At 67.2% G+C, this 26,805-nt stretch carries 30 protein-coding genes; 16 read left to right on the forward strand and 14 right to left on the reverse strand.

Going from position 1 to position 26,805, the window contains the following annotated elements:
- Positions 1-56: 56 nt before the first annotated feature.
- Complete coding sequence (locus tag MUH00_RS17910; protein WP_247000919.1) at positions 57-380, forward strand: ribbon-helix-helix protein; 324 nt, start codon at positions 57-59, stop codon at positions 378-380.
- Here MUH00_RS17910 and MUH00_RS17915 read toward each other — a convergent pair.
- From MUH00_RS17915 to MUH00_RS17925, 3 genes are all read right to left on the reverse strand, one after another.
- Positions 377-886 carry a response regulator gene (locus MUH00_RS17915; protein WP_247000921.1) on the reverse strand — a complete coding sequence of 170 codons (510 nt, stop codon included), beginning with the start codon at positions 884-886 and terminating at the stop codon, positions 377-379. The two genes, MUH00_RS17910 and MUH00_RS17915, sit on opposite strands and share 4 nt — an antisense overlap.
- Positions 887-1,009: 123 nt before the next feature.
- On the reverse strand, positions 1,010-2,914 hold the full coding sequence (gene han, locus MUH00_RS17920; RefSeq protein WP_247000923.1) for a Hef-associated nuclease: 1,905 nt from the start codon (positions 2,912-2,914) through the stop codon (positions 1,010-1,012).
- A gap of 316 nt (positions 2,915-3,230) precedes the next feature.
- Positions 3,231-3,677: a universal stress protein gene (locus tag MUH00_RS17925; protein ID WP_247000940.1), complete on the reverse strand. Its 447-nt coding sequence runs from the start codon at positions 3,675-3,677 to the stop codon at positions 3,231-3,233.
- A gap of 139 nt (positions 3,678-3,816) precedes the next feature.
- On the opposite strand from MUH00_RS17925, the gene MUH00_RS17930 reads away from it, so the two are divergent.
- The 4 genes from MUH00_RS17930 (at position 3,817) to MUH00_RS17945 (ending at position 6,876) form a co-directional block, all read left to right on the forward strand.
- Positions 3,817-5,229, forward strand: coding sequence for a GntP family permease (locus MUH00_RS17930; RefSeq protein ID WP_247000942.1), 1,413 nt, complete (start codon positions 3,817-3,819; stop codon positions 5,227-5,229).
- 175 nt (positions 5,230-5,404) lie between these two features.
- Positions 5,405-5,824 (forward strand): MaoC/PaaZ C-terminal domain-containing protein, encoded by a 420-nt coding sequence (locus MUH00_RS17935; protein WP_247000944.1) that lies wholly within the window; start codon positions 5,405-5,407, stop codon positions 5,822-5,824.
- A gap of 126 nt (positions 5,825-5,950) precedes the next feature.
- Positions 5,951-6,448: a Mov34/MPN/PAD-1 family protein gene (locus tag MUH00_RS17940; protein ID WP_247000946.1), complete on the forward strand. Its 498-nt coding sequence runs from the start codon at positions 5,951-5,953 to the stop codon at positions 6,446-6,448.
- Positions 6,445-6,876 carry an FAD synthase family protein gene (locus tag MUH00_RS17945; RefSeq protein ID WP_247000948.1) on the forward strand — a complete coding sequence of 144 codons (432 nt, stop codon included), beginning with the start codon at positions 6,445-6,447 and terminating at the stop codon, positions 6,874-6,876. The genes MUH00_RS17940 and MUH00_RS17945 overlap by 4 nt, the downstream gene beginning before the upstream one ends.
- Before the next feature lie 34 nt (positions 6,877-6,910).
- On the opposite strand, the gene MUH00_RS17950 is transcribed toward MUH00_RS17945, so the two are convergent.
- Positions 6,911-7,681 (reverse strand): cohesin domain-containing protein, encoded by a 771-nt coding sequence (locus MUH00_RS17950; protein WP_247000950.1) that lies wholly within the window; start codon positions 7,679-7,681, stop codon positions 6,911-6,913.
- On the reverse strand, positions 7,678-8,883 hold the full coding sequence (locus MUH00_RS17955) for a DUF7350 domain-containing protein (protein ID WP_247000952.1): 1,206 nt from the start codon (positions 8,881-8,883) through the stop codon (positions 7,678-7,680). Before MUH00_RS17955 ends, MUH00_RS17950 begins: the two co-directional genes overlap by 4 nt.
- Positions 8,884-9,003: 120 nt before the next feature.
- Here MUH00_RS17955 and MUH00_RS17960 point away from each other — a divergent pair, with 120 nt between their 5' ends.
- Complete coding sequence (locus MUH00_RS17960) at positions 9,004-9,267, forward strand: hypothetical protein (RefSeq protein WP_247000954.1); 264 nt, start codon at positions 9,004-9,006, stop codon at positions 9,265-9,267.
- A 22-nt stretch (positions 9,268-9,289) separates the two neighbouring features.
- Here MUH00_RS17960 and MUH00_RS17965 read toward each other — a convergent pair whose 3' ends face one another.
- From MUH00_RS17965 to yqeC, 4 genes are all read right to left on the reverse strand, one after another.
- Complete coding sequence (locus tag MUH00_RS17965; RefSeq protein WP_247000956.1) at positions 9,290-9,445, reverse strand: hypothetical protein; 156 nt, start codon at positions 9,443-9,445, stop codon at positions 9,290-9,292.
- Positions 9,446-9,572: 127 nt separating this feature from the next.
- A complete protein-coding gene (gene ilvD / locus MUH00_RS17970) occupies positions 9,573-11,312 on the reverse strand; it encodes a dihydroxy-acid dehydratase (RefSeq protein ID WP_247000958.1) in 1,740 nt (579 codons plus the stop codon).
- 135 nt (positions 11,313-11,447) lie between these two features.
- A complete protein-coding gene (gene mobA, locus MUH00_RS17975; RefSeq protein ID WP_247000960.1) occupies positions 11,448-12,074 on the reverse strand; it encodes a molybdenum cofactor guanylyltransferase in 627 nt (208 codons plus the stop codon).
- Between the two features lie 35 nt (positions 12,075-12,109).
- A complete protein-coding gene (gene yqeC, locus MUH00_RS17980; RefSeq protein ID WP_247000961.1) occupies positions 12,110-12,874 on the reverse strand; it encodes a selenium cofactor biosynthesis protein YqeC in 765 nt (254 codons plus the stop codon).
- A gap of 418 nt (positions 12,875-13,292) precedes the next feature.
- Here yqeC and MUH00_RS17985 point away from each other — a divergent pair, with 418 nt between their 5' ends.
- Positions 13,293-14,453, forward strand: a complete 1,161-nt coding sequence (locus MUH00_RS17985) for a glutathione-independent formaldehyde dehydrogenase (protein ID WP_247004010.1) — start codon at positions 13,293-13,295, stop codon at positions 14,451-14,453.
- 43 nt (positions 14,454-14,496) lie between these two features.
- Here the strand turns inward: MUH00_RS17985 and MUH00_RS17990 are convergent, their stop codons facing one another.
- On the reverse strand, positions 14,497-14,658 hold the full coding sequence (locus MUH00_RS17990) for a hypothetical protein (protein WP_247000963.1): 162 nt from the start codon (positions 14,656-14,658) through the stop codon (positions 14,497-14,499).
- Positions 14,659-14,741: 83 nt separating this feature from the next.
- Between MUH00_RS17990 and MUH00_RS17995 the strand changes: the two genes are divergently transcribed.
- On the forward strand, positions 14,742-14,981 hold the full coding sequence (locus MUH00_RS17995) for a hypothetical protein (protein WP_247004089.1): 240 nt from the start codon (positions 14,742-14,744) through the stop codon (positions 14,979-14,981).
- 88 nt (positions 14,982-15,069) lie between these two features.
- Here MUH00_RS17995 and MUH00_RS18000 read toward each other — a convergent pair whose 3' ends face one another.
- Positions 15,070-16,248: a CobW family GTP-binding protein gene (locus tag MUH00_RS18000; protein ID WP_247000965.1), complete on the reverse strand. Its 1,179-nt coding sequence runs from the start codon at positions 16,246-16,248 to the stop codon at positions 15,070-15,072.
- A 262-nt stretch (positions 16,249-16,510) separates the two neighbouring features.
- On the opposite strand from MUH00_RS18000, the gene MUH00_RS18005 reads away from it, so the two are divergent.
- The 5 genes from MUH00_RS18005 to MUH00_RS18025 all read left to right on the forward strand — a co-directional run bounded on the left by MUH00_RS18005 (position 16,511) and on the right by MUH00_RS18025 (position 20,183).
- Positions 16,511-17,497 (forward strand): beta-ribofuranosylaminobenzene 5'-phosphate synthase family protein, encoded by a 987-nt coding sequence (locus MUH00_RS18005; protein WP_247000967.1) that lies wholly within the window; start codon positions 16,511-16,513, stop codon positions 17,495-17,497.
- 68 nt (positions 17,498-17,565) lie between these two features.
- Positions 17,566-18,402 carry an RAD55 family ATPase gene (locus MUH00_RS18010; protein WP_247000969.1) on the forward strand — a complete coding sequence of 279 codons (837 nt, stop codon included), beginning with the start codon at positions 17,566-17,568 and terminating at the stop codon, positions 18,400-18,402.
- Positions 18,403-18,516: 114 nt separating this feature from the next.
- The gene (locus tag MUH00_RS18015; protein ID WP_247000971.1) at positions 18,517-19,371 is read left to right on the forward strand and encodes a hypothetical protein; all 855 of its coding nucleotides are present in this window, start codon (positions 18,517-18,519) and stop codon (positions 19,369-19,371) included.
- Positions 19,368-19,823: a DUF8135 domain-containing protein gene (locus MUH00_RS18020; protein ID WP_247000973.1), complete on the forward strand. Its 456-nt coding sequence runs from the start codon at positions 19,368-19,370 to the stop codon at positions 19,821-19,823. The genes MUH00_RS18015 and MUH00_RS18020 overlap by 4 nt, the downstream gene beginning before the upstream one ends.
- 36 nt (positions 19,824-19,859) lie before the next feature.
- Complete coding sequence (locus tag MUH00_RS18025; RefSeq protein ID WP_247000975.1) at positions 19,860-20,183, forward strand: transcription factor S; 324 nt, start codon at positions 19,860-19,862, stop codon at positions 20,181-20,183.
- A 27-nt stretch (positions 20,184-20,210) separates the two neighbouring features.
- Here the strand turns inward: MUH00_RS18025 and MUH00_RS18030 are convergent, their stop codons facing one another.
- The gene (locus MUH00_RS18030; protein WP_247000977.1) at positions 20,211-21,557 is read right to left on the reverse strand and encodes a 4Fe-4S ferredoxin N-terminal domain-containing protein; all 1,347 of its coding nucleotides are present in this window, start codon (positions 21,555-21,557) and stop codon (positions 20,211-20,213) included.
- Between the two features lie 289 nt (positions 21,558-21,846).
- Here MUH00_RS18030 and MUH00_RS18035 point away from each other — a divergent pair, with 289 nt between their 5' ends.
- The 3 genes from MUH00_RS18035 to MUH00_RS18045 all read left to right on the forward strand — a co-directional run bounded on the left by MUH00_RS18035 (position 21,847) and on the right by MUH00_RS18045 (position 25,460).
- Positions 21,847-22,458, forward strand: coding sequence for a high-potential iron-sulfur protein (locus MUH00_RS18035; protein WP_247000979.1), 612 nt, complete (start codon positions 21,847-21,849; stop codon positions 22,456-22,458).
- 125 nt (positions 22,459-22,583) lie between these two features.
- Positions 22,584-23,981 (forward strand): DNA polymerase Y family protein, encoded by a 1,398-nt coding sequence (locus tag MUH00_RS18040; protein ID WP_247000981.1) that lies wholly within the window; start codon positions 22,584-22,586, stop codon positions 23,979-23,981.
- 147 nt (positions 23,982-24,128) lie between these two features.
- The gene (locus MUH00_RS18045) at positions 24,129-25,460 is read left to right on the forward strand and encodes a J domain-containing protein (protein WP_247000984.1); all 1,332 of its coding nucleotides are present in this window, start codon (positions 24,129-24,131) and stop codon (positions 25,458-25,460) included.
- Positions 25,461-25,633: 173 nt separating this feature from the next.
- Here the strand turns inward: MUH00_RS18045 and MUH00_RS18050 are convergent, their stop codons facing one another.
- Entirely contained in the window at positions 25,634-26,293 is a 660-nt protein-coding gene (locus MUH00_RS18050) for a uracil-DNA glycosylase family protein (protein ID WP_425603023.1), read from the reverse strand.
- Between the two features lie 30 nt (positions 26,294-26,323).
- Positions 26,324-26,722, reverse strand: coding sequence for a CopG family ribbon-helix-helix protein (locus MUH00_RS18055; RefSeq protein ID WP_247000988.1), 399 nt, complete (start codon positions 26,720-26,722; stop codon positions 26,324-26,326).
- Positions 26,723-26,805 lie beyond the last annotated feature (83 nt).

Genomic DNA, 26,805 nt, shown 5'->3' on the forward strand with positions numbered 1-26,805 from the left:
TTCGACGTCGGACGGAGCACGAAAGGACTATCCGCCCGGCTGAACTCCGCTCTCGTATGAGCCTCGACGATCTCACCGAGGACGTAGAGCAGTCGTACGCCGGCATCGAGGAGGAACTGTCCGTCTCGCTCGATCGGGAGACCCGAAACGAACTCGCCCTGCTCGAGGCCGCGCTCGAGCCCGAGGATACCGACGAACTCGTTCGTCGGGCGATCCACCTGCTGTTCCAGACGACCGTCGACACCGGAAAGCTCGACTTCCAGCTTCGATCGGCCTACGACGTCACCTACGACGAGTACCTCTCGGGGATGACCTTCGATGAGATGACCGGCGCGGATCAGTATCCGACGATGGACGACGAGCGGCGCTACCAGTTCTAGCGGACGCGATCGTCCCGGTTCGGGAGTCGGGCGGTCGACACCCAAAACAGGACGAGGCGAGCGAGCACGTCGTCGAACGCCTCGCGATCGGCGGGGACCGGAACGTACGCGTTCGCGTGCCGATCGTAGTAGGCTCGCACCTCGGACGCCGTCGCCGCCGATCCGGTTCGGTTCTCGTCGCCGTCCGGGCGGCGCGACTCGACCGGGGCGCCGAAAACGACGACGGGAATGCGGGCGAGCCGCCGGTCGTTGGCGATCGCTTCGAGGAATTCGTGGCCGCCTATACCGTCCCTGACGTCGAGCAACACGAGACTCGCCTGCGGGATGCCGGCGTCGGACTCACGATCGCCGAGGAACGCGAGCGCCTCGGCGGGTTCCTCGACCGCGTGGAGGTCGACGTCGCGGTCGTCGGCCTCGACGGTCGCGGTCGTGATTCGAACCAGCTCGGACGACCGCGAGATCAGCAGTACGGTCGTCCGTTCGAAGGTGCTGTGTCGATCGAACATTGCCATCTGGTCGGATTCATCTGTGGTGCCGGGACGCGTCGGCGTCGAGTCTCGTCTCCGCCGTCGTTCTCCCGCCGAGCGTCCGTCTCCCGCCGCGGCTGCTGGTTCGCGATCGGTCGCAGCTCAGTCGTCGATCGGCGCCGCGCTCGAGAGGTCCTCGTCGATGTCCGCCTCGGCCATCTTCTCGACCAGGGCGTCGATGACCTCCTCGCGGCGACCCTTGACGAATTTGATCGAGCCGACGACGAGGTGGCCGCCGCCGGAGACGCCGCCGCCGGGGACCTCCGCTTCGAGTTCGGAGACCATCCGCGGGATGTCGAGTCGGACGCCGTCGGACCGAAGCACCGCGAAGTCGGGTCCGTAGCCGACCGTGATCACGGGGTCGCCGGTCTCCTCGATCTTGCGATCGTGGATCTCGCCCGTCGTTTTACCCGGCGCGGGGTAGGTAAAGCGGTGGGCGAAGTTCTCGACGTCGATCCGGTAGAGGTGGGCGCCGTTGTCCAGTTCCTCGTGTTCGAGGTGGGCCATCGCGGCGTCGAGTTGCTCGTCGACCTCCTCGCGGGCCCGATCCGCGAAGAAAGAAACGAGGTCGCGGTGGTGCCCCTCGTCGTCCGAGTCGAGCTGGAGCAGATCCCGGATCAGCTGGTCGCCGGCGTTGTACCGCAGCCAGAAGGCCGCGTAGTCGAGCGCCTCGCTGACGTCCTGGAGCCGCTCCTCGTCGTACCCCTCCTCGGCGGCGAGCGCGAGGTAGTCGTCCATCGCGTCGGCCTTCGATCGGTCCGAGAGCCCGGCGACGGCCGGGACGTGCCGGAGCTCGTCGGTGATCTCCGGGTAGATCATCCGCGCGAGCTCGACGCAGCACATCCCCGTCGTGATCCGGTAGTCTTCGTCGTGGAGGTACGGATTGACGTGAGCGTCGAGCAGATCCTCGACGGCCTCGGGGTCGGGGTGGTGGTGGTCGACGACCGCGATCGGGATGTCGTAGTGGGCCAGCGTCTCGTAGGCCGGGACGTCCTCGGCCGTCGAGCCGTTGTCGAGCATGAGCAGGAGGGGAAGCTGCTGGCCGTGTTTCTCGCGGTCCTCGAGCGCGAAGTTCAGGTCGCGCGTGGCATCTTCCATCTCGTAGAACGGCGCCTTGGCGGGCAGGCGCTTGATGAGGTGACGCGCCGCGTCGGCGTCCTCGTGGACGTCGGCGATGAACCGTTCGAGGGCGATCTGGACCGGGACGGCGGCGCACATCCCGTCGCCGTCGGCGTGGTGGCGCACGCGGATCGGACGGCCGTCGAGGACCGTCCGCCGGAGCAGTTTCGCGACCTCGCGGAGGTCGGGGCGGAGCTTCTCAAACGCCGGCCAGTCGATCAGCGGCTCGACGTCGTGGGGTTCGGCGCGCTCTTCGAGCGCGATCTCGAGTCGTTCACGGGCGTCTTCCGCGTCTTCACCCTCGAACTTCGAGAGCCCGTCGACCTCGATCTGCAGCGTGTTCTCGCGGTGTTCGGGCACCCCGGTGACGCGGACGACGTCACCGACCTCGATCCGGGGATAGGCGCGGACGCCGGCCTCCTCGAAGGCGGCACAGGGGACGACGCCGTACTCGTCGGCGACGTGGAAGATCGTCGGGCCGCCGGTCTGTTTGACCTGAACGACCTCGCCCTCGAGGTGGATCTGCTCGCCGACGTTCGACTCGAGCCGATCGGTGCTCGTCAGGGGGTAGTCGTGATCGACATCCTCCAGCGTGTACTCGTCGACGTCGACCGGTTCGAACGCCATGTCGCCGTTGTCGCGGACGCTCTCCAGTTCGACCACGAACTCGTCGCCGACGGTGTAGGTCCCTTCGAGGACCGATTCGTGGACGAGTCCGGAGACCGAGTCGGAGAGATCGACGAAAACGCCGTAATCGACGATACCGTTGATCTCGGCGAGATAGGGGGTGTTCCGTTCGACGTCGTCTGCGGTGCACTCGGCAGCGAGATCGTAGACGACGGAATCCCCGTCGCGCGCGCCGGATTCGCCGGCAGGCTCAGCTGTCATCTTGGCCCGTAATTTGAGACGGTCGCGTATAACCCTTGTCAAGAAGGGATGTCACCGCCTCGTACCGGCCGCGGTTCCGACACTGCACCGGCGGTCGATCGATCGGCGCGCGGGGTAGCGCCCCTCTCGAGACCGGTTCCGATCTGAAGCGAGCTGACGGAGCGGGAAGACGCGTCTCGGTTGGGTCGCTGGCGCACCCGAGACGGGATGCGGTACGGTCGGACGTCTTCCGGTTCGACGGGCGCGTCCTCCGGTTCGACCGGGACGTCGAAGCTCGAAGCAGCCGCGATCGAACTCGCGCCTTCGCGTTCTCGCCTCAGTTCGTGACCACGGTGACCGGCCCGTCGTACTCCAGGAGGACCTGCTGGGTCGCGTCGCCGAACAGGGCCTTCCCCGCGGGAGAGCGCTTGCGACCCGAGAGGAAGACGTGGTCGCAATCGTACTCGTCGGCGGCGTCGAGGATGACGTCGCCTTTGTCGCCGACGTAGCCGACCGTTTCGTACTCGACGCCGAACTCCGACAGGACCTCCGCCGCGACGTCCTGCGCGAATCGTTCGGCGCCCTCGCGGGCGTCGTCGGTTGTGTACGTTCCCTCGGAGCTGGCGATCGACGACATCGCCTGCTTGCGAGCGGCGTACTCCTCGTCGGTCGTCGCGTGAATCAGGACGATCGTCGCGGCGGTGCATTCGGCGAACGTCCCTGCCTTGCGTGCGAGGGCTTTCGATTCGGCCGTCGGCTCGACCACTACGAGTGCTCGTTCCATATGTTGGACGCTATTTTACGAATGACTAAATACGTGTGGAAATAGCTAGTTTATGCATACTAACAATAACTAATATTCATACTATTTTCGGATCTAGATCAAAAACTATACCAATTTAAATCGGGAACCCTGTTGGCAAATGGAGCTACTACCGCTACAAGGGTTGGAGTTTACACACAGCCCACTGTTGACATTTCTCGTCGGATTGTCTATGGTCGTTCTCCTCCTCGTCCGACTCGACTTTCCCGCATTCGTCGGGTTGATCCTGGCCGCGTTCAGCGTCGGGGTAGTCAACGCGGTGTTCGTCCCCGATTTCGGCTCGGCCGAGGCCGCGACGAGGGTCGCGCAAGCGTTCGGGGAGAACATGACCGGGATCGGGATTCCGATCCTCGCCGCGGCCATCATCGGAAAATCGATGCTGGAAAGCGGCGCCGCACAGCGCGTCGTCCGCGGGTTCCAGAACGTGCTGGGGAAGGAAAACTCCGACATCTCGTTGCTCGGGAGCAGTTCCGTGCTCGCGATTCCGGTCTTCTTCGACAGCGTGTTCTACCTGATGGCCCCGCTTGCGCGATCGATGCGGGCACGCGTCGGTCGAGACTACACACTGTTCCTGGTCGTTGTCGGGGCCGGCGCGGCGACCGCGCACGTCTTCGTGCCGCCGACGCCCGGTCCGCTCGCGGTCGCGGACCGGGTCAACAGCGACCTCGGCATGACGATCCTCATCGGCGCGGTGACCGCCGTGCCGTCGGTGATCCTCGGCGGCCTCGTCTACGGCCGGTGGATCAACGCCCGCCTCGATATCCCGCTTCGGGACACCATGTCGACGACGACCGAGGAACTGCAGGAGGTCGCCGATAAACCGACGAGTTCGCTACCCGGGATGTTCGCGTCGCTCGCCCCGATCCTCGTCGCCGTCGGCCTCATCGGCTCGTACACCTTCGTCGACACGTTCGCGGACGTCTACGCCCCGCTCGAGGTGATCCAGCCGATCGTCGTCTTCCTCGGCGAAAAGAACGTCGCGTTGATGCTCGCCGCCGTCGTGGCCGCGTACATCCTGTACAGCCACAACGACATGACGTCGAGCGAGTGGAGCGAGGAGCTAACGGAGGCGCTGAAAAGTGGGGGTAACATCGCCGCGATCACGGCCGCCGGCGGCGCGTTCGGTGCGATGCTGGCGGCTTCGGGAATCGGCGACTATCTCGGGAGCGCGCTCCAGGAGTTCGGCGTCGGCCTGCTGGTCACGGCCTGGCTCATCGCCGCGATCGTCCGGATCGCACAGGGATCGGCGACCGCCGCGATGCTGACCGCGGCCGGCATCATGGCGCCGCTCGTTGGCCAGCTGTCAGTCCACCCGGCGTACCTCGTCATGGTCATCGGTGCCGGCGGCAACATCTTCTCGTGGTACAACGACTCCGGGTTCTGGCTCGTCAAGGAGATCGGCGGCCTCACGCAGGAGGAGACGCTGAAGACGTGGACCGTCCTGACGACGATCATCTCGGTGGCCGGGTTGGTGACGACGTTGATCCTCTCGTCGCTGTTCCCGTTCGCGTAGCCGCCGCGGAGCTGGTTTTCCGAAGCGGAATCGCGGAGATCGGCCGCTCTCGTTCCGGCACGCCCGATCGGAGCGTCGACGCGCCCGATCTCGTAGCGCCGGCCGCCGCCGTCGAAGCCGATCCGGCCGTCGAACGGACGGTAGCTACAAGTTCTCCAACCGGGATTCGTGGTACATGGACGTGTCGCTGCCGCCGACCGAAGGGGACGAATACACCTACGAACGAACCTTCGATCCCGAGGACGTTCGAGCGTTCGGCGAACTGTCGGGGGATCAGCAGGCGATCCACACCGACCCGGACGAGGATGGACGGCTGATCGTACAGGGCCTGCTCACCGCCACGCTGCCGACGAAGATCGGCGGCGACATGAGCTACATCGCTCGCATCGTGGAGCTCGAGTTTTACCGGCCGGTGTTCACGGGCGAGACGATCGCCTGTACGATGGTCGTCGAGTCCGTCGCCGAGACCGACGATCGGTACGAGGTCGAGTGTTCCGGAATCTGCACGAACGAGGCGGACGAGGTGGTCATGGACGGGACGTTCGACGGGATCGTACGCAAGGACGGAACCGACGGCGACGATCACGAACGGTAGGAAGGCGCATCGGCGATCCCGGGGACGCGGGCGCGATCGCGAGCCCGTCGACGCGCTCGATCGACCAGGCGGAGCAGGGTGATACCTATCGGAACGTTTAGCAACCGCAAGCCCACAGGTACGGGTATGGGGCTGCTCGACGCGCTGTTTCGATCGAATGAGATCCTCGGGATCGCCGAGGAGACCCTCGAGTTCGCCCTCGAATCCTCGGAGGCGTCCCACCCGAACGAGTACATGGGCTTTCTCCGGGGAACCGAGGCCGATCGACTGGGACTCGATCGGGACGGGCTCGTCATCACGGACGTCCTCGTGGTGCCGGGCACCGAGTCCAACAGCGTCAGCGCGACCGTCAGGACGAACCAGATTCCGAACGACGTGAACGCGCTCGGGAGCGTCCACTCCCACCCGAACGGCGTCATCCGGCCGAGCAGCGCTGACCTTGACACGTTCGGCCGCGGGAGCGTTCACATCATCATCGGGGCGCCCTACGGTCGCTCCGACTGGAAGGCCTTCGATTCGCAGGGAACGCCGACGTCTCTGAACGTGATCGACGTCGATCTTCCCGAAACCGAGGAGTTCTTCGACTTTACCCAGGCGGACATCGACGAGGAACTGCGAGGATGACGCGCCGGGTCATCGCACAGGGGACGTTCGACATCCTCCACCCCGGACACGTCCACTACCTCGAAGAAGCCGCCGCGATGGGCGACGAGCTGATCGTCATCGTCGCCCGCACGTCGAACGTCGACCACAAGGAGGCGCCCATCTGTCCCGCGAGACAGCGCCGGGACGTCGTGGCCGCGCTCGAAGCCGTCGACGACGCGGTTCTCGGCCACGAGGAGGACATTTTCGTCCCGGTCGAGGAACTCGATCCCGACGTGATCGCGATCGGGCACGACCAGCACCACGACGTCGACGCCATCGAAGCCGAACTCGAGCGCCGGGGCGTCGACTGTCGGGTCGAGCGCGCGAGCGCCCGCGAACCCGAACGCGAGGACGAACTCTTATCCACGCGGCTGATCGTCGATCGGATCCTCGAGCGCCGGGGCTGAGCAGGCCGATCGAGCGAAACGACGTTCGTTCCGATCAGGAGCGACGCGCGAGTCCGCCGGCGAACAAGCCGACGAAGAGGGCGACGAGGGCGGCGGTGATACCGAAGCTTGGGATCGAGTCCACCGTTCCCTCGGCGCTCCCGTCGTTTCCCTCGCCATCTGCGGCGCTAGGATCGCCGTTGCCGTCGCCACCGCTCGTCTCGTTCGCGTCGCCGACCACCGCGGGGCCGTCCGGCGGCGACGCGTCGACGACGTCCGCTCCCTCTGAGACCGAAACGGATCCGTCGTGAGTGAACGTTTGCAGCGGCCAGTTGTTGGTCAGGCCGCTCTCGACATCCGCGATGGCCACCGTCGACTCCGTGCCGTCGGCGTCTTCGGCGACCCTGAACGTGATCGTGACGAGGCGCGCGTTCCCGGTCGCGCCACCGTCCGCGGGGTCGCGGCGCTGATCGATGTGGACGTAGCCCGCTTCGTCGTCGACGTCCGCGTCGGCGACGACCTCAGTCTCGTTCCCCTGCTCCATCCACGGCCCACGGTGGATCGTTTCGACGGTCAGGACGTCGGGGTCGTACTCGATTCCGATCGCGGTGCGCTCGACGCCGGCACCGCCGTAGCCGCCGTCGCTGGCCATCTCCACCGCGACGTGGATCGTCTCGCCGGGTGGCGCTTCGGCGGCCTCCGGTTCGATCTCCAAGACCGCCGCGCTGTCGCTGGCGCCGGCCGCGCCGACGAACGCGATCGCCACCGCCGCCGCGATCACCACTACCGCGATCGCGAATACGGGGCCGGATTTTCGCACGGTCACACCTCCTCCAGCTCGAACGTCAGTTCACCCGGCGATCGGAAGGCGGTTTCGTACCCCTGGTGGCGGGCCGCCTGCGACGGCGTCTCGACCGAGACGACCACCTGGTCACCCGCCCGCAGATCGGCGATCGGCGCCCCGTAGTGGTAGTGCAACTCGTGATCGAGCGTCTCTCGGAGCGTCGTTTCGGCGATCGTCTCGTCGCCGCGCGCGACGCGGGCCGACAGCGCCTGCTGTGGCAAGACGCAGCGGTTGTACGGCGTCCGGGAGGAGACTGCCAGGTAGTACTCGTCGCCGTCGACGAACCGCGACCCCGGCGATAGCAGCGTCGTCGCGTAGACGGCGTCGTCGTGGGTCGGCTCGCCGAGCAGTCGTCCCGGGAGCGCCTCGACGGGGGGGACCGACGAGTAAGGCATCTCGTGTCCTCCTCCCCGTTCGTGATCGCCGCTCTCGTCGCGATCGGACGACTCGCCCTCGCCGTGACGATCGCCCATCGGCGGCACCGCGTCCCGCGATCCCCACCGGCCCTCGTCGAAGCGTTCGATCCGATCGACGAGTTCTCGGCGGGTCTCCTCGTCGAGTTCGAACTCGACGGTCGCCGAGGTGCGCTCGTCGAACCGGCCGGCGAACTCACCGGTCAGGCGAACATCGCTCATCGGGTTGACGGTCACGGTGGCGGTGTAGCGGCCGTTCCCGTCGATCTCGTAGTTATCGCCGAAGTGAAATCCCATCCCCTGCGAGAGCATCGGCCACGGCGACCGGGTGATGATGGGCGTCCCGTCCTTCGCGAGTTCGATCGTCAGCCCCGAGTCGATCGGGATGACGACCTCGGTTTCTGGGTCCCAGATCGCGACCATCAGGTGGACGGCATCCGTCGCCGGCGGATCGACCCGCTCCGGCCCCGGCATGAGCCAGAAGAAGTGCGGAATCGACAGCATCGGTGAGATCGCGAGCTCGCCCGCCGTTCGGGTCTCCAACATTATCGTGCCGTCGCGGTGCGTAGGGAGGTAGACCGCCTCCGGGGGGTCCTCGACGCGGGGCATCGCCTCGAATCCGGCGTTCTCGTCGCCGTTCGTCGACTCGTTCTCGTCACCTGATTCGTTCTCGTCGTCCGGCTCGTCCTCGCCATCGCCGCCGAAACAGCCAGCGGAAAGGGATGCGACGCCGATCGCGACGCCTGCGCACAACAATCGCCGACGGTTCATTGGACGTTTCTAGCACGCAACTCCTTTTATAAGCGCGGGTCCCCTCCGATATCGCCGCCGCCGTTCGGGGCGGCGTTGCACGCGTTGGCTCGCGATCGTCGATCCGACGGGCGGCGTCGCGTGTCGACGATCGATCGTCGCCGAACTGGACGACCGGACACCGACCGGTGCTCCGCCGACGCCGACCTCGGCGACGAACGGACCATCGTCGACGCGATCGACGCGGAAACGGTCGTGATCGAGGCGGACGTCGAGAACGAGAGCGGGCGAATCCGTCCTGACCGAACTCGGCCGGTTCTCGGACGGCGAATGAGGCGCCGACTCGACGGCCCGATCGGGCCGGGTTCGGAGGAAGGGATCGAAGGCGAGCGGACGCGACCGTAACGGCCCGGCGTCGCCGTTCCCGTCAGTTTTCGCGGATGATCGGAGGTGGCAAGCGTACCGAATCGATCGTGTGCCCGGTTTCGACGAAGTGTTCGATCGCCTGCTTCGAGACCTCTTCTCTGGTGTAGCCCTCCTCCGTGCTCCGGTTCCAGTCGCACTGTAGGCAGTATTTGTACATTACTCGCCCTCCGGTGAGAGTCCGTGTCTTGTCACGGAAAGTGCGGTGCAAGAGAGCGAAAGCCGCCGCGAAAATCGACTGCGGACGGAGACACTCTGAATCGATCGATCAGCCCCGGACGGCGGCGTCAGTCCCGCTTTACGCTGGGGTTCGTCACTGCGCCGTTGGCCGCGGAGTCGAAGTCCCGCCCGAACTTGGCCAGCACGCCGCCCTCGTAGACCGGGTCGGGTCGCTCCCACTCCTCGCGGCGAGCCTCGAGTTCCGACTCGTCCAGGTCGACCGCGAGCGTTCGCTCGGGGATGTCGACCGTGATCTCGTCGCCGTCCTCGAGCAGTCCGATTGGCCCGCCGACGGACGCTTCGGGGGCGACGTGGCCGATCATCGGACCGCGGGTGGCCCCCGAAAACCGACCGTCGGTGATCAGCGCGACGTCGTCCTCGTGGCCAGCGCCGACAACCGCGGCGGTGACGCCGAGCATCTCGCGCATGCCGGGACCGCCGCGGGGGCCCTCGTTTCGGATGACGATCACGTCGCCGCTCTCGATGCGGCCCTCCTGGACGTAGGTCATGGCGTCCTCCTCGTTCTCGAAGATGCGAGCGGGGCCCTCGTGGTGGAACTGGTCCCCGCCGGTCGCCTTGAGCACGGCCCCGTCGGGCGCGAGGTTGCCCGAGAGGATCTTGATCGCGCCCTCCGGCTCCTTGGGATCGTCGACCGGGTAGAGGAAGTCGGCCTCGACCTCGTCGTCGTCGGGCAGGTCGCCCTCGTCCTCGAGGACGGCGAGTTCCTCCGCGATCGTCCGGCCAGTCACGGTCATCGCATCGCCGTGGAACAGATCCGCCTCGAGCAGGCGGCGGATCACGACCGGCACGCCGCCAAGCTCGTGGAGGTCGTTCATGACGCTGTCGCCGCCGGGTTGCATGTCGGCGATCTTCGGCGTGCGCCTCGAGATTTCGTCGAAGTCCTCGATCTCGAGATCGATGTCCGCCTCGCGGGCGAGCGCCAGCAGGTGAAGCACGCCGTTCGTCGAGCCGCCGATCGCCGTCTGGAGCGCGATCGCGTTCTCGAAGGAGTCGCGGGAGACGATGTCCGAGGGCCGTCGGTCCTCCTCGACGACCTCGACGGCGAGATCGCCGGCGCGGCGGGCGACCTCGTACCGCGCCTCGTCCTCCGCGGGGGCCGAGGCGCTGCCGAGCGGGGCCAGTCCGAGTGCCTCCGAGATGGAGGCCATCGTGTTCGCGGTGAACATCCCGCCGCAGGAGCCCGCGCCCGGACAGGCGTTGCGCTCGAGTTCGTCGAGTTCCTCGGCGTCCATCTCGCCGGTGCCGTAGGCGCCGACGCCCTCGAAGACCTGCACGACCGTGACGTCGCGACCGTCGTGCTGTCCGGGCATGATCGAGCCGCCGTAGAGGAAGACCGAGGGGAGATCGGTTCGGATGGCGGCCATCATCATCCCGGGGAGGTTCTTGTCGCAGCCCGCGACGGTGACGAGGCCGTCGATCCGCTCGCCGAAGGCGACGAGTTCGACGCTGTCGGCGATGAGTTCGCGGGAGATCAGCGACGCCTTCATCCCCTCGGTGCCCATCGAGATGGCGTCCGAGATGGTGATCGTCCCGAACTCGATCGGCATCCCGCCGGCTTCGTCGGCGCCCTCGATCGCCGCCGCGGCCACGTCGTCCAGGTGGACGTTACAGGGCGTGATGTCCGCGGCGGGATTGGGCACGCCGATCATCGGCGAGCCGAGATCCTCGTCGTCGAATCCCATCGCGCGGAACATCGCGCGGTGGGGGGCTCGATCGGCCCCCTCGGTCACGTCGCGGCTCCGCAACCGCTCGTCCTTTCCGTGGTCGAATTCGCTGTCGCTGCTCATGATCGGAACTCGCATCGAGGAGGCATAAGTCACCCTCTCTCGCACAAACGTTGCTGGGAATCCCGCGGAACCGAACCCGGTCGATCGGCGGCCGTCGGTCGGATCGACGTCGTTCCGGCGCGCCGCGATCGAACGCTACTCCTCGAGTCGCCGCTCGGCCGCCGCCAGCGCCTCCCGCGTGTCGACGCTCTCGAACGTCGCCGCGTCGACGTCCGCGAGTTTCGATTCCTCGACCGTGACGGCGTCGATCCGATCGATCGCGGCCACGATGCGCCCCTCCTCGGCTTCGAGCGCCGCCTGGCAGGCGGCCGCCATCGCGTCGGCGCGGTAGATCGCCTGTGTCGGCTGGTACCAGCCGTCTTCGAGGCGCACGACCGCTCCGTCCGCCCCTCGAGCGCGATCGTACAGGAGCGAGAGCAGGTCGGGGTCGACGAACGGCATGTCGCAGGCGACGACTGCGGCGTACTCGCGTTCGACGGCCTCGAGGCCGACCCGGATGCCGGCGAGCGGCCCCCGATCGGGGACGGGATCGGTTTCGAACCGGACGTCGGCGTCGCACCCCGCCAGCGCCTCCCGGATTCGAGCGACCTGCTCGTCGCGGCAGTTGACGACGAGATCGTCCGCGACCGCCGCCAGGCGATCGACGACGCGGCGGACCATCGGCGTCCCGGCGAGTTCGGCGGCGGCCTTGTCCGCCTCGCCGAACCGCGTCGAGAAGCCGCCCGCGAGGACCACGCCCGCGAGATCGTCCGTCGTGTTCATGTGCGTCGGTTGGCGGGGAACGCCCATAAGAACCGTCACCCGACGACGTCGACCAGCGGTTCGTCCGCGATCATGCTCGTCAGGGCGACCCGCGAGACGCGGTCGTGCGCCCCCGCGTTCCGATCGAGGACGCTGCGCGCGATCTCGCGGGCGATCGCCAGATCCTCGTCGTCGTCGACCATGTTGAGTACCGGGACGTACGTTGCACCGTCGGGAACGCCCTTCAGCCCGGCCTCGGGGCTCGTCAGCAGGGTCGCGACGTCCGCCGGCTCGATCGACTCCCCTGGCGATCGGCCCGTCACCGCCGCGACCCGCTCGGGTCGGTGGACGGCGCGCTCGTCGAGCGGTTCGCCGACCGCGTGAACGCTGGCGATCGCGAGGACGGCGTCGGCGGTCGCGGGCAGTTGGGGTTCGTGGTCGCCCGGCGCTTTCAACAGCCGCGTGCGGGCGCCGTCGGCCTTGACGAGGACGTGGTCCGCCGCGCCCGCGGCCGCGATCTCATCGACGACGGCGGGATCGTAGCCGACGTACCGATCGTCGCCGTCCCGGTCCGCGACCAGTCCCAGCGGCCACTCCCGGTCCCGTTCGGCGTCGGTCCGATCCGCCGATAGCACCCCCACCGGATCGTCCGTCACGCGCACCGTCGCGACCCGTCGATCGAAGATCGGGATGCGGACGGTCGCCGTCAGGACGGCGCGATCGAGCCGATCGGCGAGTTCGTACAGCGCGGATTTCTTCCCGCCCGCGCCGACGACGCACGTCAGCCCGGCGTCGGCGCCGAGCGCTCGCGTGAGGTCCATCGTCTGCGTCGTACGTAATCGAACGGAAAATAGTATAGGTCGGTCTCCCGGCCGTTCGCGGGGGATCGGAACCGACCCCGTTCGCATCAGGTTACCCTGCCGGGCGTCGGGTCGATTTCGTTTTCAACGGCGCTTCGAGCGGCGCGTCGAATATCGACGGTTCCGGGAACGCGATCGCCACCGACGGGCTGGACTACTCCCCGTCCGTGGTGAACGAGGACGACGAAGTTCCGTCCACGACCCACAATCGCCGGGCCGCCGAACGCGGTCTGTCGGGACCCGACGACGAGACCGTGACACATCGAAGCACTGTTGCGAAATTTGTTAGCAATCATACACAATCGTGCGACGCGCGTTCACAGCAACGTTTAACGTCCGAATCGTGGTCGGCCACTGTGGAGGTTGTCACCTAATGTCAATGGACGCTGTCGTATACCAGGGCCCGCACGATGTAGCGATCGAGGAAGTGGACGAACCCGAACTCCAGCACCCGAACGACGTCATCGTCGACATCACGACGACGTGTATTTGCGGCTCGGACCTCCACATGTACGAGGGCCGGACGGCCGCGGATCCGGGGATCGTCTTCGGGCACGAGAACATGGGACTCGTCAGCGAGGTCGGCGATGCCGTCACGACGCTCGAAGAGGGCGATCGCGTCGTCATGCCGTTCAACGTCGCCTGCGGTTTCTGCCGGAACTGCGAGAACGGGTATACCGGGTTCTGCACCAACGTCAACCCCGGATTCGCCGGCGGGGCGTACGGCTACGTCGCGATGGGGCCGTACAAGGGCGGCCAGGCCGAGAAGCTCCGGGTTCCGTACGCGGATTTTAACGCGCTGAAACTCCCCGAAGGGGACGAACACGAGGACGCGTTCGCGCTGCTCGCGGACATCTTCCCGACCGGCTGGCACGGAACGCGACTGGCGAACCTGGAACCCGGCGAGTCGATCGCGATCTACGGCGCCGGACCCGTCGGGTTGATGGCGGCCTACAGCGCGAAGATCCAGGGCGCCTCGGAGATCTACGTCGTCGATCGGGTCGAGAGCCGACTCGAACTCGCCGAGGACCACTGCGACGCCCGAACGATCAACTTCGAGGAGGGCGATCCGGTCGACCAGATCGTCGCGGAACACGGCGACGAAGTCGACAAGGGCGTCGACGCGGTGGGCTATCAGGCGATCGATCCCGAGACGGATCCCGGAGACGACGCCTACGATCCCGCCCGCGAGAACCCGGCCGTCGTGCTCAACCAGCTGATCCAGACGGTCCGTCCGACCGGCGCGCTCGGCATCCCCGGACTCTACGTTCCGTCCGATCCGGGCGGCCCCTCGGAAATGGCCCAGCAGGGACGGCTCGGGATCGACTTCGGCAAGATCTTCGAGAAGGGCCACAAGTTCGGTACCGGGCAGTGTAACGTCAAGCAGTACAACCGCGAACTCCGCGACATGATCATCGAGGGCCGCGCCGATCCCAGCTGGGTCGTCTCCCACCGCGTCGGTCTGGAGCAGGCGCCCGAGATGTACGAGCGGTTCGACAACCGCGAGGAGGGCGTCATCAAAGTGCTGCTCGAGCCTTGACCCGACGGTCGACGGCCGATCCGTTTTTCTTTTCGATCCCGCGCTAGCGCCGCAGCCAGGTCGCGGGGTGCTCGTCGCGCAGGTGGTCCTGGTACCGCTTGATCAGCGCCGGGTACGAGCCTTCGACCGCGTGCCACGCGCAGTGATCGCAACCGCGCTCGACCGTATCGCCGGGCCCGCGAACGTATCCGCCGGTTCGATCCATATGGCGACGGGTTCCGACCGAGCCGATATCGCTCTTCCGGTCCATCGATCGTCCGCACTCGCGGTCGACCGGGGATTCGCCCGTTGCTTGCAACGGCGCCCGCGCTCGCGGTCGATCGCAGCGCGACCGGCGAAACGGGTAAGCGACCGGCCGACGTAGCCGCGGGCGTGTGCCAGTACTGTAATTACTCGTTTCACGACGACTGGGTCCGGCTCCTCGAGTACGACGAGGTGTACCAGTCGACGCTCCCCGAGTCGACGACGCAGTCGACGCACGGCTTCCACGAGTCGTGGGACGATCTCCGGGAAGAACTGGAGCTGTGATCCGCCTTCGCGCCGGTCGTGACGACCCGGCCGCGTCCGGAGGACGTCGCCGGCGGGCGATCCGGGGCGATCGTCGACGAACCGGTAGTCAGGGACGCCGGGAGATCGGGAACGGATCGTCGTCGCCGGAGTCCGTCGCCGGCATTTCGTCCGTCGCCAGACAGGCCCGGAGTTCGTCCCGGATCCGGGATTCGTCCATCTCCCGCCCGATGAACACCAGCCGGGTCCGCCTGTCGTCGTCCGGTCCCCACTCGCCGATCGGGCCGGCCTGTACCGACGGGCCGGCCTGACTGAGGCCGATCACCTCGTCGTAGCCGGCGACGTGACAGACGCCCTTGGCCCGAACGATCGCGCCGTCCCACGTTTCGAGCCAGTGGGCGAACCGGTGCGGGTCAAGCGGGCGCGCCTCGCGGAAGACGAACGACGAGACGCCGTGCAAGTCGGCGGCACTCGGCAATCCACGTCGACCGCGTTCGGTCTCGCCGGCGCCTTCGTGGGCATGATCCTCCGCCTCGCCGTCGCGATCGTGGTCGTGCGCCTCGCCTCGAAGGTGCCGTTTCCACCCCTGCGATCGCTGCACCGCCTCGAAGTCGAAGCGGCCGGTATCGAGGATCAACTCGGGGTCGACCTCGCTGTACGCGGTGTGAACGCGCATCGCGCGCGGCTGGAGCTGATCGACGACGGCTTCGATCTCGTCGAGGACGTCGTCCGGAACCATGTCGGTCTTGTTCAACAGGAGGATATCGCAGAACTCGATCCCTTCGACGAGAACCTCGCTCAGTGGGCGCCGATCGTCGGGTCGGGCGCCTTCGGGGAGGGTTTCGCCGGCGTCGAACTCCTTCCAGAAGCCGTACGTATCGAGCACGGTCACCATCGTATCGAGATTGAACAGGTCCGTCGGATCGATTTCGCTCGCGTCGGTCCCCTCGGTGAACACCTGCGCGACGGGGATCGGCTCGCTGATTCCGGAGGATTCGACGAGCAGATAGTCGAACTCGCGTTCCTCGGCGAGTCGGCGAGCCTCCGAGAGCAGATCCCCCTGCAGTCGACAGCAGATGCAGCCGTTCGAGAGGTCGACGATCCCCTCCTCGTCGTTTTCCCGGGCGATCAGCTCCGCGTCGACGTTCACCTCGCCCATGTCGTTGACGATGACGGCGATCTCGTGGCCCGCGGGGTTCGACAGCACGTGATTGACGAGCGTCGTCTTCCCCGCACCGAGGTAGCCGCTGACCACTGTGACCGGAATCCGATCGTCGTGTTCTGTCATGTGCTGTTCCAGCACACCACGAGCGAGCTACTAAATCGCAGGGGCGGTCGTCTCAATCCGCCGCCGAACCGACGCCGTTGCGAGGCGGGAGTAGCGTAGCGAGCCTCGACGGTTCCTGAACCGCGTTTACCACCGGAGTCGCGTCATCGCTCGCGACGACGAGCACCCCGTACTCCTCGTCGCACCGCGGCCGATCGATTCCGTCAGCGGTTGCCACCGTCGAAACCCCCTTCCGGGGAGCCCGCGTACCGCTGGATACGACATGACGACGGTCACAGTGAGCGCCGGGGCGCGGCTCCACGTCGGGTTTCAGAACCTCTCGCTGGCCCGCGAACGCCTCTACGGCGGGATCGGGATCGGCCTCGACGAGCCGCGGCTGACCGTCACCGCCGAACCCGCCGCGACCGTCGACGCAGACGACCCGCTCGCACAGGAGTACGCGCGGCGGGCCGCGGACGTCCTCGACGTTTCCGGCGTTTCGATCGCGATGGAGGAGCGGCTGTCGCGCCATGTCGGCCTCGGCAGCGGAACCCAGATCGCCCTGTCGGTCCTGGCGGCGACGGCGCGGGCCCACGACCTCGATCCCCGAACCCGCGACCGCGCGCCGGCGATGGGCCGGGGCGGGCGCAGCGGCGTCGGCGTCGCGACGTTCGAGGACGGCGGCTTCGTCGTCGACGCCGGCCACCCGACGAACCGGTTCACCACCGAACCGCCCGCCGAAGGCGACTGGACGGTCCCCCCAGTCGTCGCCCGCCACGACCTGCCCACGGAGTGGCGGTTCCTCGTCGTCGCCCCCGACGCGGACCCCGGCCGCAGCGGCGAGGACGAGGACGCGAGCATGCGATCGGTCGTCGAGCGCGCGGACCCCGCCGTCGCCGACGAGATCGCCGGCGTCGTCACGCGGAAACTGCTACCTGCGGCCGCCGAGGGCCGGCTCGAGGCGTTCGGCGAGGCGATCGCGGAGATCGGCCGCAAGAACGGCGCCTGGTACGCGGACGCTCAGGGCGGCGTCTTCCGCCCGCCAGCGGGCGCTTTGGTCGAGTCGCTCTCGGACTGCCCGGTGCTCTCGGGCGTCGGGCAATCCTCGTGGGGGCCCGTCGTCTACGGCGTCACCGACGCGGCTCACGCGGACGAGGCCGAGCGCGCGGCGCGGACCGCGCTCGACGAACTGGATCTGGGAGGCGGGGTGTTGCTCGCACGAGCCGCGACGGACGGCGCTCGCATCCGTGAAGCACCCTCCGATCGGTGATTTCGGGGGCCGCGCCGGAACACGGTCGCCGCCACAACAGGTAAGCGGATCCGCACGAACGGAGGCGTATGGAGCGGATGCCGCTGGGCGTGTCGCGGCTCGATCGGATGATCGGCGGCGGAGCACCGGCGGGCAGCGTCGTCCTGCTCGCGGGCGAGTCGGGCGCCGGTGCGCGGGAGTTTTGTTACACGAGCGCGGCGATGAACGGCCTGGCGACGGCCGATCCGGCGCAGTTCGAACTCTACTACGGGGGTCTCGAACCGGGGACGTCGCTCCCCGAGGAGATCCACTACGTCTCGTTCACGGACGAACCGAGCGCGATCCGCGACGAGATGGCGTTCGTCATGGACGGCGAGCTGATCGACGCGGGGCTGGCGGACGTCGAGTTCTTCGAACTCGCCGAGGAGTACTTCCAGCTGACGCCGGTGCCGACGGAGTGGTACGCCGATCGAGCCACGGACATCACGGCGCTCGGCGACCGCGACGATTGCGGCGGGGTTCTCGAAGCGCTCGGGACGTACCTCACCGAGAACGCCGCGAACAGCCTGGTCGTGATCGACTCCGTGACCGACCTCGTCGCGGCCGACGACGCCGAGTTCGGCTGGCCGGACCTGACCGTCCTCCTGAAGGGACTCGCGCGGGCGTCACACCGCTGGGGCGGCGTCATCCTGTTGCTCGTCAACTCCGAGTTGCTCGGGCCGACGGAACTCGGCCGGCTCAAGGAGGCGACGGACGGAACCCTGCTGTTCGAGTGGGAGAGCGGCGGCTCGGAGCGCGCCAGAACGCTCGTCGTCGAGCAGTTCCGGGGCGTGCTTTCACGGCTTGAGGACGAGAACATCGTCCGATTCGAAACCGAGATCCACGACGGCGGGTTCGACATCAGTAACGTTCGGAAGATCCGATAGCGACGAGACGCCGTCCGAATCGCAGCCCGATCCGCCGGTCTCCGAATGCGGGTCACCGGCCCCCGACGCGATCTGCAATAATCCTTAAGAGAGCGTCGTCCGAACTGGGGGTAGATGGCGAGCGAGGAACACGACGATGGGGGGATCTCGTTCGCGCTCCCGGCCGAGGTGGACGACTGGGTGACCGATGCGGCCGATCGACGCGACGAGACGCGCGACGACGTCTGTCGACGCCTGGTGACGGCCGCCCACGCGATCGCTACGGACGAGGAACCAGCGCCTGTCGGCCGCGACGACGTCGACGATCTACGAGCCCAACTCGACACCCAGCGCGACGAGTTCGTGGAGCTGCTCGCTGACGTCCGGTCGCGGGTGATCCAGGTCAAACGCGAGACCGACGCGAAAGCGGCGGTCGACCACGATCACGAGGAGTACGTCGCGGCGGACCGGTTCGCCGCGGTCGAGGCGGACCTCGACGAACTCGAGGAGGTCGTCGCGGCCGGGTTCGACAACTTCGAGGACGTGCTCGAACACCTCCTCGAGACGACAGACGACCTCGAAACCCGATCGGGGATGCTCGCCAGGGCCGTCCTCGACCTCCGGGATCGGCGGGACGCGATCGCCGACCGAGAACGGCGACGGGCCGAAACCGAGCGGCTCAAACTGCTCGCGAACCGGCTCGGAATCCGTGAGGCGACCTGCGACGGGTGCGAGTCGGCGGTCGACCTCGCGCTGTTGACCGAACCCGCGTGTCCGCACTGCGGCGAGTCGGTCGCGGACGTCGCCGAAAAGCGCTCCGTGTTCGGCTCGCACGCGCTGGTCACCGGGGATCCGCCGGCGCTGGAGGGCCGCGTCGAGACCGCCGTCGAATCGACCGACGACGACGTGTTCGACGCGGTCGAGGCCGACGCCGACGGAGCGTCGAGCCCAGCCCTCGATCTCGATCGGGACGGGAGGCCGGACCGATGACCGACCCGATCGATCCCGCGGAAGACGGAGCCGAGGCGGACGACGAACTTCGCTTTTCGGGGACCGCAGGGTCCGAAGGGTCGGACGCGAGCGATCGAAACGGACCGTTGAGCGATCTCGCGTCGAGCATCGAGCGGGGGCCGGACTCGGTTCCGGACGGGTTCGATCGGCTGTTCGAGCGCGAGGCCGTCGCGGAGATCGACAGCGATCAGCTCTGGGAACGCCTCGAGTCCGATCGACCGGCGGCCGAGGACCTCCTCGGCGCCGATCGCGAGATCCGGGAGGTCGCGAAGGCGAGCTACTGCCACCGGTGCGAACACTTCGCCGAGCCGCCCGACGTCGGCTGTACGCGCGACGGAACCGAGATCCTCGAGATGCCGACCCTCGAGACGTTCCGGGTGGCGGACTGTCCGGTCGTCCTCGAGGACGAAGAACTCGAACGGCGGTACTAGCGTGGATTTTTGCGGTCCGAGCCCGTAGCCGCGCCCATGCAGTTTTGCGACGACTGCGGTTCGATGATGAAAGCCGAGGGCGACCGCATGGTCTGTACGAGCTGCGGCGCGACGAGCGATCGGGACCGCGATCGCGAACGCGAGTTCGTCTCGACCGAGTCCCAAACCGACGACGACGTCATCGAATCCTCCGAGGAGGCGAACTTCGAGGGGAAACCGAAGGCGACGGACGTCATCTGCGACGAGTGCGGCAACCGGGAGGCGTGGTACACCCTCAAGCAGACGGCCTCAGCCGACGAGCCGCCGACCCGCTTTTTCAAGTGTACCGAGTGCGGCCACCGCTGGCGCGGATACAACTGACGACCGCTCGATCACTCGGACGGCCGATTACTCGAACGGGTCCGCCTCCGCACGGATCGTCCGTTCTTCGAGGGCGTCGATCCGGTTGTTCGTCTGGCCGACCTCGGCGTAGGTGACCGGCCCTTCGACCTGCTCGGCGTTCGGGCCCGGTTCGTTCCCGATGTAGACGACGTTCGGATTCGTCCCGATATCCTCCTGGAGTTTGAACGTCGATTCGGTCTCGCCGGCCTCGGCCTGAATGAGCTCCCGTGCCTCCTGTTCGGTCATTCCGTCGCCTCCGCTCTGTGCGGGTTCCGCCTCGCCCGTGAGGATGTCGATCGCCTGCTGGAGTTCCTCGCCCTGCGGGTTCCGGGCCTGGACGCGGGCCAGCGCCGGATCCTCGAGGTACCGCTGAGGGTCGCTCTCCGGATCGTTCATGTCGCCGAACTGGATTGCCTCGGGCGGACAGGCGTCCTCGCAGGCGGTCCGACCGACGAACTCCTCGCCTTTACTTCCGTCCTGGCGGGTCGCACAGAACGTACACTTCTCCATGACGCCGCGCGGGCCGCGGGCGCCGACCCAGCGACCGCGCGCGTCGTACATGTGATCCTCCTCGAGCTCTTCGACGGGGACCGACGGCTCCTCCCACTGGAAGTAGTTGACGCCGTACGGACAGGCGACCTGGCAGTACCGACAGCCGATGCAGATGTCGTAGTCGGTCAACACGAGCCCGTCGCTCTCTCGGGTGTGTCGCGCCGTCGTCGGGCACACCTTCTCGCAGGGCGCATCGGTGCAGTGTTGGCAGGGGCGGACGAGCCGCTTCTTTCCGCCGGGCGTCGTGTCCTCGTAGTCGAGGACGTACATCCAGTTGGCCCCCTGTTCCCAGTTGTGTTCCTCGGCGCAGGCGACGACGCAGGAGAGGCAGGCGTCGCACTGTTCGAGGTCGATGGCCATCCCGTACTGGGTTCCCTCGACGTTCCCATCGCCCTCCTCTTCGACCGCGGCGACGGACGGCTGGCCGTCGTCGGCCGTGGTTCCCCACGCCCCCAGCCCGACGGCCCCCGCCCCGGCGCCGAGTTTCTTCATCACGTCGCGTCGCGACTCCTCGTCGACGCCGAGCCGGGAGAGGGTCCCTTCCAACCGGTTGCCGTCGTCGGGCCGTTCGATCGGGCGATCGTCCTCGCCGAACTCCTCGACGACGTCGTCGTGGTAGCGGTCGTAGAACTCCGCCTCCGAGAGCTCTCCCTTCGTCACTTTCATCGCATCCTCGGCCATCTCGAGGCCGAGTTCCGCGTCGTACTCTGTCTCTTCGAGGGCCCCTTCCAGTTCGTTCTGCCACCCTTCCCCGAGCGGATGGAACGCCTCGTCCACGGTTTCGTCCTCCTTGTCACCCATTGTATTCGTTCACCATCATTTTTCTGGCATCGAAGAACGCGATCGTTGAGAGCCGATGACGTGGATAGTGTCGGACCGTGACAAGATAAAAAACGGCCTTGCGAGTCACGGGTAACGACACCGCCCCCAGCGATAGTCGAGCGGCCTCGCGGCGAACCAGCGATTCGGTCGAACGACGGCCGCTCGTGACCGATCGCTGAACGTATCGAGTTACGTGAAATCTAGCGCCGACAGACAGTCGACATAACCACGCACGGGATTTTTGGAACGGTACTGCGTATCGCGTGGTATGGAAGACGGCAAGCCGCACGAGTCGCGGCGCCGATTTCTTCGCCTCACGGGTTGTGGATCGCTGATCGGACTCGCCGGATGCATGAACTTAAACGAGAACGCCGCGGGTCCCGCCAGTCAGCCGCGGGAGGGCCTTCCTGCCGACTGGTGTCTCGACGATCTGAGCGACTCCGTGCCGGAGAGCGAGGCGAACGCGGTGAGCATCGACGGGGTTGAACGAAAGCCCGAAGGCGAACTCCTGTCAAAGCAGGACGCCGCGTACCAGTGCGGCCCCTCCGACGGCCAGCAGTGTGGCAACTGTACCTTCTTCATCGACGATCGCTCGGGCAATGGATGGGGTGCGTGCACCGAAGTCGCCGGCGAGATCCGATCGGTCGACTGGTGCGGACTCTGGGCACCGAGAATGGAGATCCAGGAAGGGCAGTCCGAGGGTGGAACCGCGGGAGACGAGAGCGCCGACGAGGAGGAAGGTGGCGGCGGTAACGAAAGCGACGGTGGAAACGAAAGTGAGGGCGGAAACGAAAGCGGCGGCGAGGACAACCAGAGCGATGGCGGTGGGGGTGACGGCGGCGGGAGCGACGGCGGAAACGAAAGCGATGGAGGGAACTAACCGGGGCCGCGTCGATCGATCGACCCGACGGGTCGGTGCGGTCCGCGAGCCGATCGGTCGACCGCCGTGACCGACGGTCGCGTGGGCGCAACGTTCACAACGATGCGCCCGAACCCATCGGACGAATGACCGACGGGCCGCGGCTTCCCGGCGTCGACCGCGACGAGGACCAGGAGCGGATCGTCTGTCACGTCGACGCCGACTGTTTTTACGCCGCCTGCGAGCGGCTTCGCGAGCCCGACCTCCGCGGCGAGCCGGTCGTCGTGGGGATGGGATACGAGCCGGGCGAGACGATCGGCGCCGTCGCGACGGCCAGCTACGAGGCCCGCGAGTTCGGCGTCGAGAGCGCGCAGGCGATCTCGACCGCGCTCGAACGACTGCCGAGGCGCGCCGCGCTCGATCCCGACGCGGCGGACCACGATCCGGCGTTCGAACGGTCGGAGACGGGGTACTACCGACCCGTCGACATGGACTACTACGAGTCGATCGCGGCCGAGGTCCACGAGATCCTCTACGACTGCGCCGACGTCGTCCGGAAGGTGAGCATCGACGAGGCCTACCTGGACGTCACCGAGCGAACCGCGTGGGAGGTCGCCGACGGCTTCGCCCGCCACGTCAAGGATCGCATCCGCCGGGAGGTCGGCGTCGTCGTCAGCGTCGGCATCGCGCCGACGATGAGCGCGGCCAAGATCGCCAGCGACTTCGAGAAGCCGGACGGACTCACCGTCGTCCGACCCGAGGAGCTCCGATCGTTTCTCGCCCCGCTCGACGTAGCGCTGCTCCACGGCGTCGGACCGGTGACGGCCCGGGAGCTTCGCGAGATGGGACTGGAGACGGCGGGCGACATCGCGGCCGCGGCCCCCGATCCGCTCGTCGATCGATTCGGCGAGCGGGGCCGGGAACTCTACGATCGCGCCCGCGGCGAGGACGATCGGCGGGTCGAACCGAAGGGCGATCCGAAGAGCTTCTCCCGGGAGTCGGCCTTCGCGGAGCCGGTCACCGACCCCGAGCCGAAGTACGAGCAGATCGAGACGCTCGCGGCGGCGGTCGCCGACCGCGCACAACGGGAGGGCGCACTGTACCGGACGATCGGCGTCAAAGCCGTCACGCCGCCGTACGACGTCAATACGCGCGAGAAGTCGCTCTCCGGCCCGATCGACGATCCGGCTCTGGTCGAGCGGATCGCCCGCGACCTCTTCGTCGAGTTCGAGGCGGACCCGGTCCGGAAACTCGGCGTCCGCGTCGCAAACCTCGAGTTCTCGAGCGCCGATCAGGCGCGCCTCGACGGGTGGGAACGCGCCGACGATCGACGGGAAGTGGACGCGACTGGCGACCGCGGGCCCGAAACGGTCGATCTGACCGACTACGCCGACGCCGAAGCCGCCGATGGGACCGGCGACGAGGACTCGGTCACCGACGACACCGACGACGGTGACTCGACCGGTGCCGCATTCGACCCCCCGGCGGCCGGGCAGTCCACGCTGGCGGATTTTTCCGGACTCGATCGGGACGATCGGACCTGAACCGGTTCCGACGTCGCTCGTCGAAGCGAGAGGACGGCCGAAATACCCAACTTCCTCGGGGACCCACTCCAATCGACTTCCGATCCAGCGAACATATAAACCTGCGTGAGAACGTTCAAATGAATATCACTGGCCCCGACGTTTCACATGACTGAGGATTTTTACGACCTTCTCGAGATTCCGTCCGACGCCCCCCAAGACGACGTCAAGGAAGCCTACCGGGAGAAAGTCCGGATCTACCACCCCGACCTGAACGACGACGATCGGGCCCAAGCGCAGTTCACCGCCGTGAAAAAGGCCTACGACATCCTCGGCGATCCCGTCGAGCGACAGGCGTACGATCGGCTGGGCCACGAAGACTACGTCGCGAAGCGAACGAGCGGATTACCCTCGCCGGAGGTCTGGAAAACGGACGACGAGTCGCGGTCGTCGGCCGACGATTCCGAGGCGTCGACGGAGTCGCGGTCGAGAACCGGTTCGGCGGGATCGGCGACCGCGTCGTCGACCGCCTCGGCGGCGTCGAGTACGGCCGGCGCGGCCGGAACTGTCGGCTCGACTGCGGCGGGTGCGACCGCCTCGTCGACCGGAACCAGTAGCGGCGCCGCGACGGCGACGAACGGCACCACCGCATCAGGGACGAACGCTAGCAGCGCATCCGGGACGAACGCCAGCACCGCGACCGCGAACGGTCGCAACGGGAGTTCCGATCCCGACGGAACGACCCGCGAGACCGCACACGCCGGCGGGACGGCGGCCGATCGCCGACCCGGAACCGGATCGGAGACCGGCCCCGATCGATTCGGCGACACCGCCGTCGTCCGGTGGTGGCGCCGGCAGAACTTCGCCTGGCCGCTGATCTGGCTCTCGGTGCTTACGTACCTCGCGGGGCTCGTCCACTACGGCGTCCGGAACGACGACGCCCTCGCGACGCTATGGACCGAACTCGTTGCGATCGGCGCCGCGCCCGAGGGGCTGTGGACGGCCGTGTCGACCGATCGGTACGGTCTGCAACCGCTGACCGACTTCGTGATGACCGCCGAACCCGTGGCGCCGCCCGCCGAACCCGTGCAGTGGTACGGCGCGCTCGCGGGCGTCGTCGCGGCCGCCCTCGCGGTACTCCTCCTCGTGCGGGTCGTCTACCGCCGGGAGACGTGGGGCCCCGTCACGATCGACGAGACGATCGTCGCCGCGGTCGCGATCGGCGCGACGACGACCGTCCTCGGCGGGCCGCTGCTCGCCGGCGCGATCCTCATGCCGATGCTGTTCGGCGTCATCGTCACCCGGACGCGCCAGTTGCCCGGCTGGTCGCCGTCGTACCTCTACGTGGCGCTGGTGTCGGTGCCGGCGATTGCGTTGGTCGGCGGCACCGTCGGCGTCGCGATCCTTCCGATCGAGTTCCTCGCGTTCGTCGTCCTCCCGATCGTCGGTGGCCTGGGGCTGCCGCTGCGAGCGAGCATTCGGAAACGATTCGGCCGCTAGTAACGCCTGTTTTCGAGTCGTACGCTGCTTGAGTAGATACGGTCGATACCACTACGAAAGTCCCACCCACGGTGGCATCCTGGCTAACCGGCACGAGTGGGACTTTTGTAGTGTTTCCAATCAATTCGGAGTATTTCGAGCGGTATCGGAATACAACCCTGACCGCGATCGAATTATCCGACCATCGTCGCGACACCTTTCGTCTGGCGGTAATCGCTCGCCAGGATCGCCTCCAGCCGCGAGACCAGGCGATCGCGATCGGTGTCGACCCAGCCTGCGGGGGTTTTGATGGGGACGACCATGAATCCGCGGCCGCGGATCTCGGTGGCGTGGAGGCGGTCCATGTCGAGGTCGAGTCGGCCGCGCTGGGTCGTGTACTCCCGGAGGACGTGGTCGGTCGCTCGCTCGCCGATGGGCAGCAGGATGTGGGCGTTGATCGCCCGCAACTCGGCGTCGAAGTAGCGTTCGCACTCCGCGTACTCCTCCTCGGTCGGCGATCGGCCGCCAGGCAGGCTGCACATGTGGATGTAGCTCCAGTAACAGTTGTCGAGTTCGGGCCGGTCCAGCGGTCCGCTCGCGAACCCGACCTCGCGACAGACCTCGTCGATCGCGCGCCCCGAGTCGCTTCCCGTGAAGGGAATGCCGGTCGCGGCGCCCCCGTGGACGCCCGGGTGGTCGCCGATGACGTGGAAGTCCGCGTTGGCGTCACCGTAGCCGAAGGCGGCGACGTGATCGTCGGGATCGCTCCGATCGTACGGCGGTCGCATACCGAACGGATTGCTCGTCCTGTCGGTGACGTTCTTCACGGGAGTTGGAAGGGGATCGGATCCCATAACCCGTACGGTCGCCGGCGGAGGCGGATTTCAGGGCGACTGGCCGTCGCGAAGCAACGTCACCGACACGCGGCCGACGGCGTCGAAGTCCTTCAGCCGGTAGACGAGCGACCGGACTTCGGCCGCTGGTCCGTGACAGAAGATCGCTTCGAGACACCACTCGCCGTGGTGGACGTGACAAGTGGTATCGATCGCGGACTGGAACTCGTGTTGGATCTCGTGGAGATCCTCGATGATCTCCTCGTGGACGTAGTCGAAGACGACGGTCGCGGCGACCGTCCCGTGCGCCCGCTCCAGCCGGTGGTGGGATTCGACGTACTCCTGAATGGCTTCGCGGAGGGCTCGCGAACGCGAGTTCAGGCCCTCCGCCTGCCAGGTTCGGTCGAATTCGGCGAGCATCTCGTCGGGAATCGCGAGGCTGGTTCGCATACCCGCCCGTTCGGACGGACCCGTGAAAAGTGACGACGATCGCGGCGGCCTGACAATGCCGACGGCGATCGAGAGCGTCTCGA

Source organism: Halosolutus gelatinilyticus (assembly GCF_023028105.1).
GTDB lineage: Archaea > Halobacteriota > Halobacteria > Halobacteriales > Natrialbaceae > Halosolutus > Halosolutus gelatinilyticus.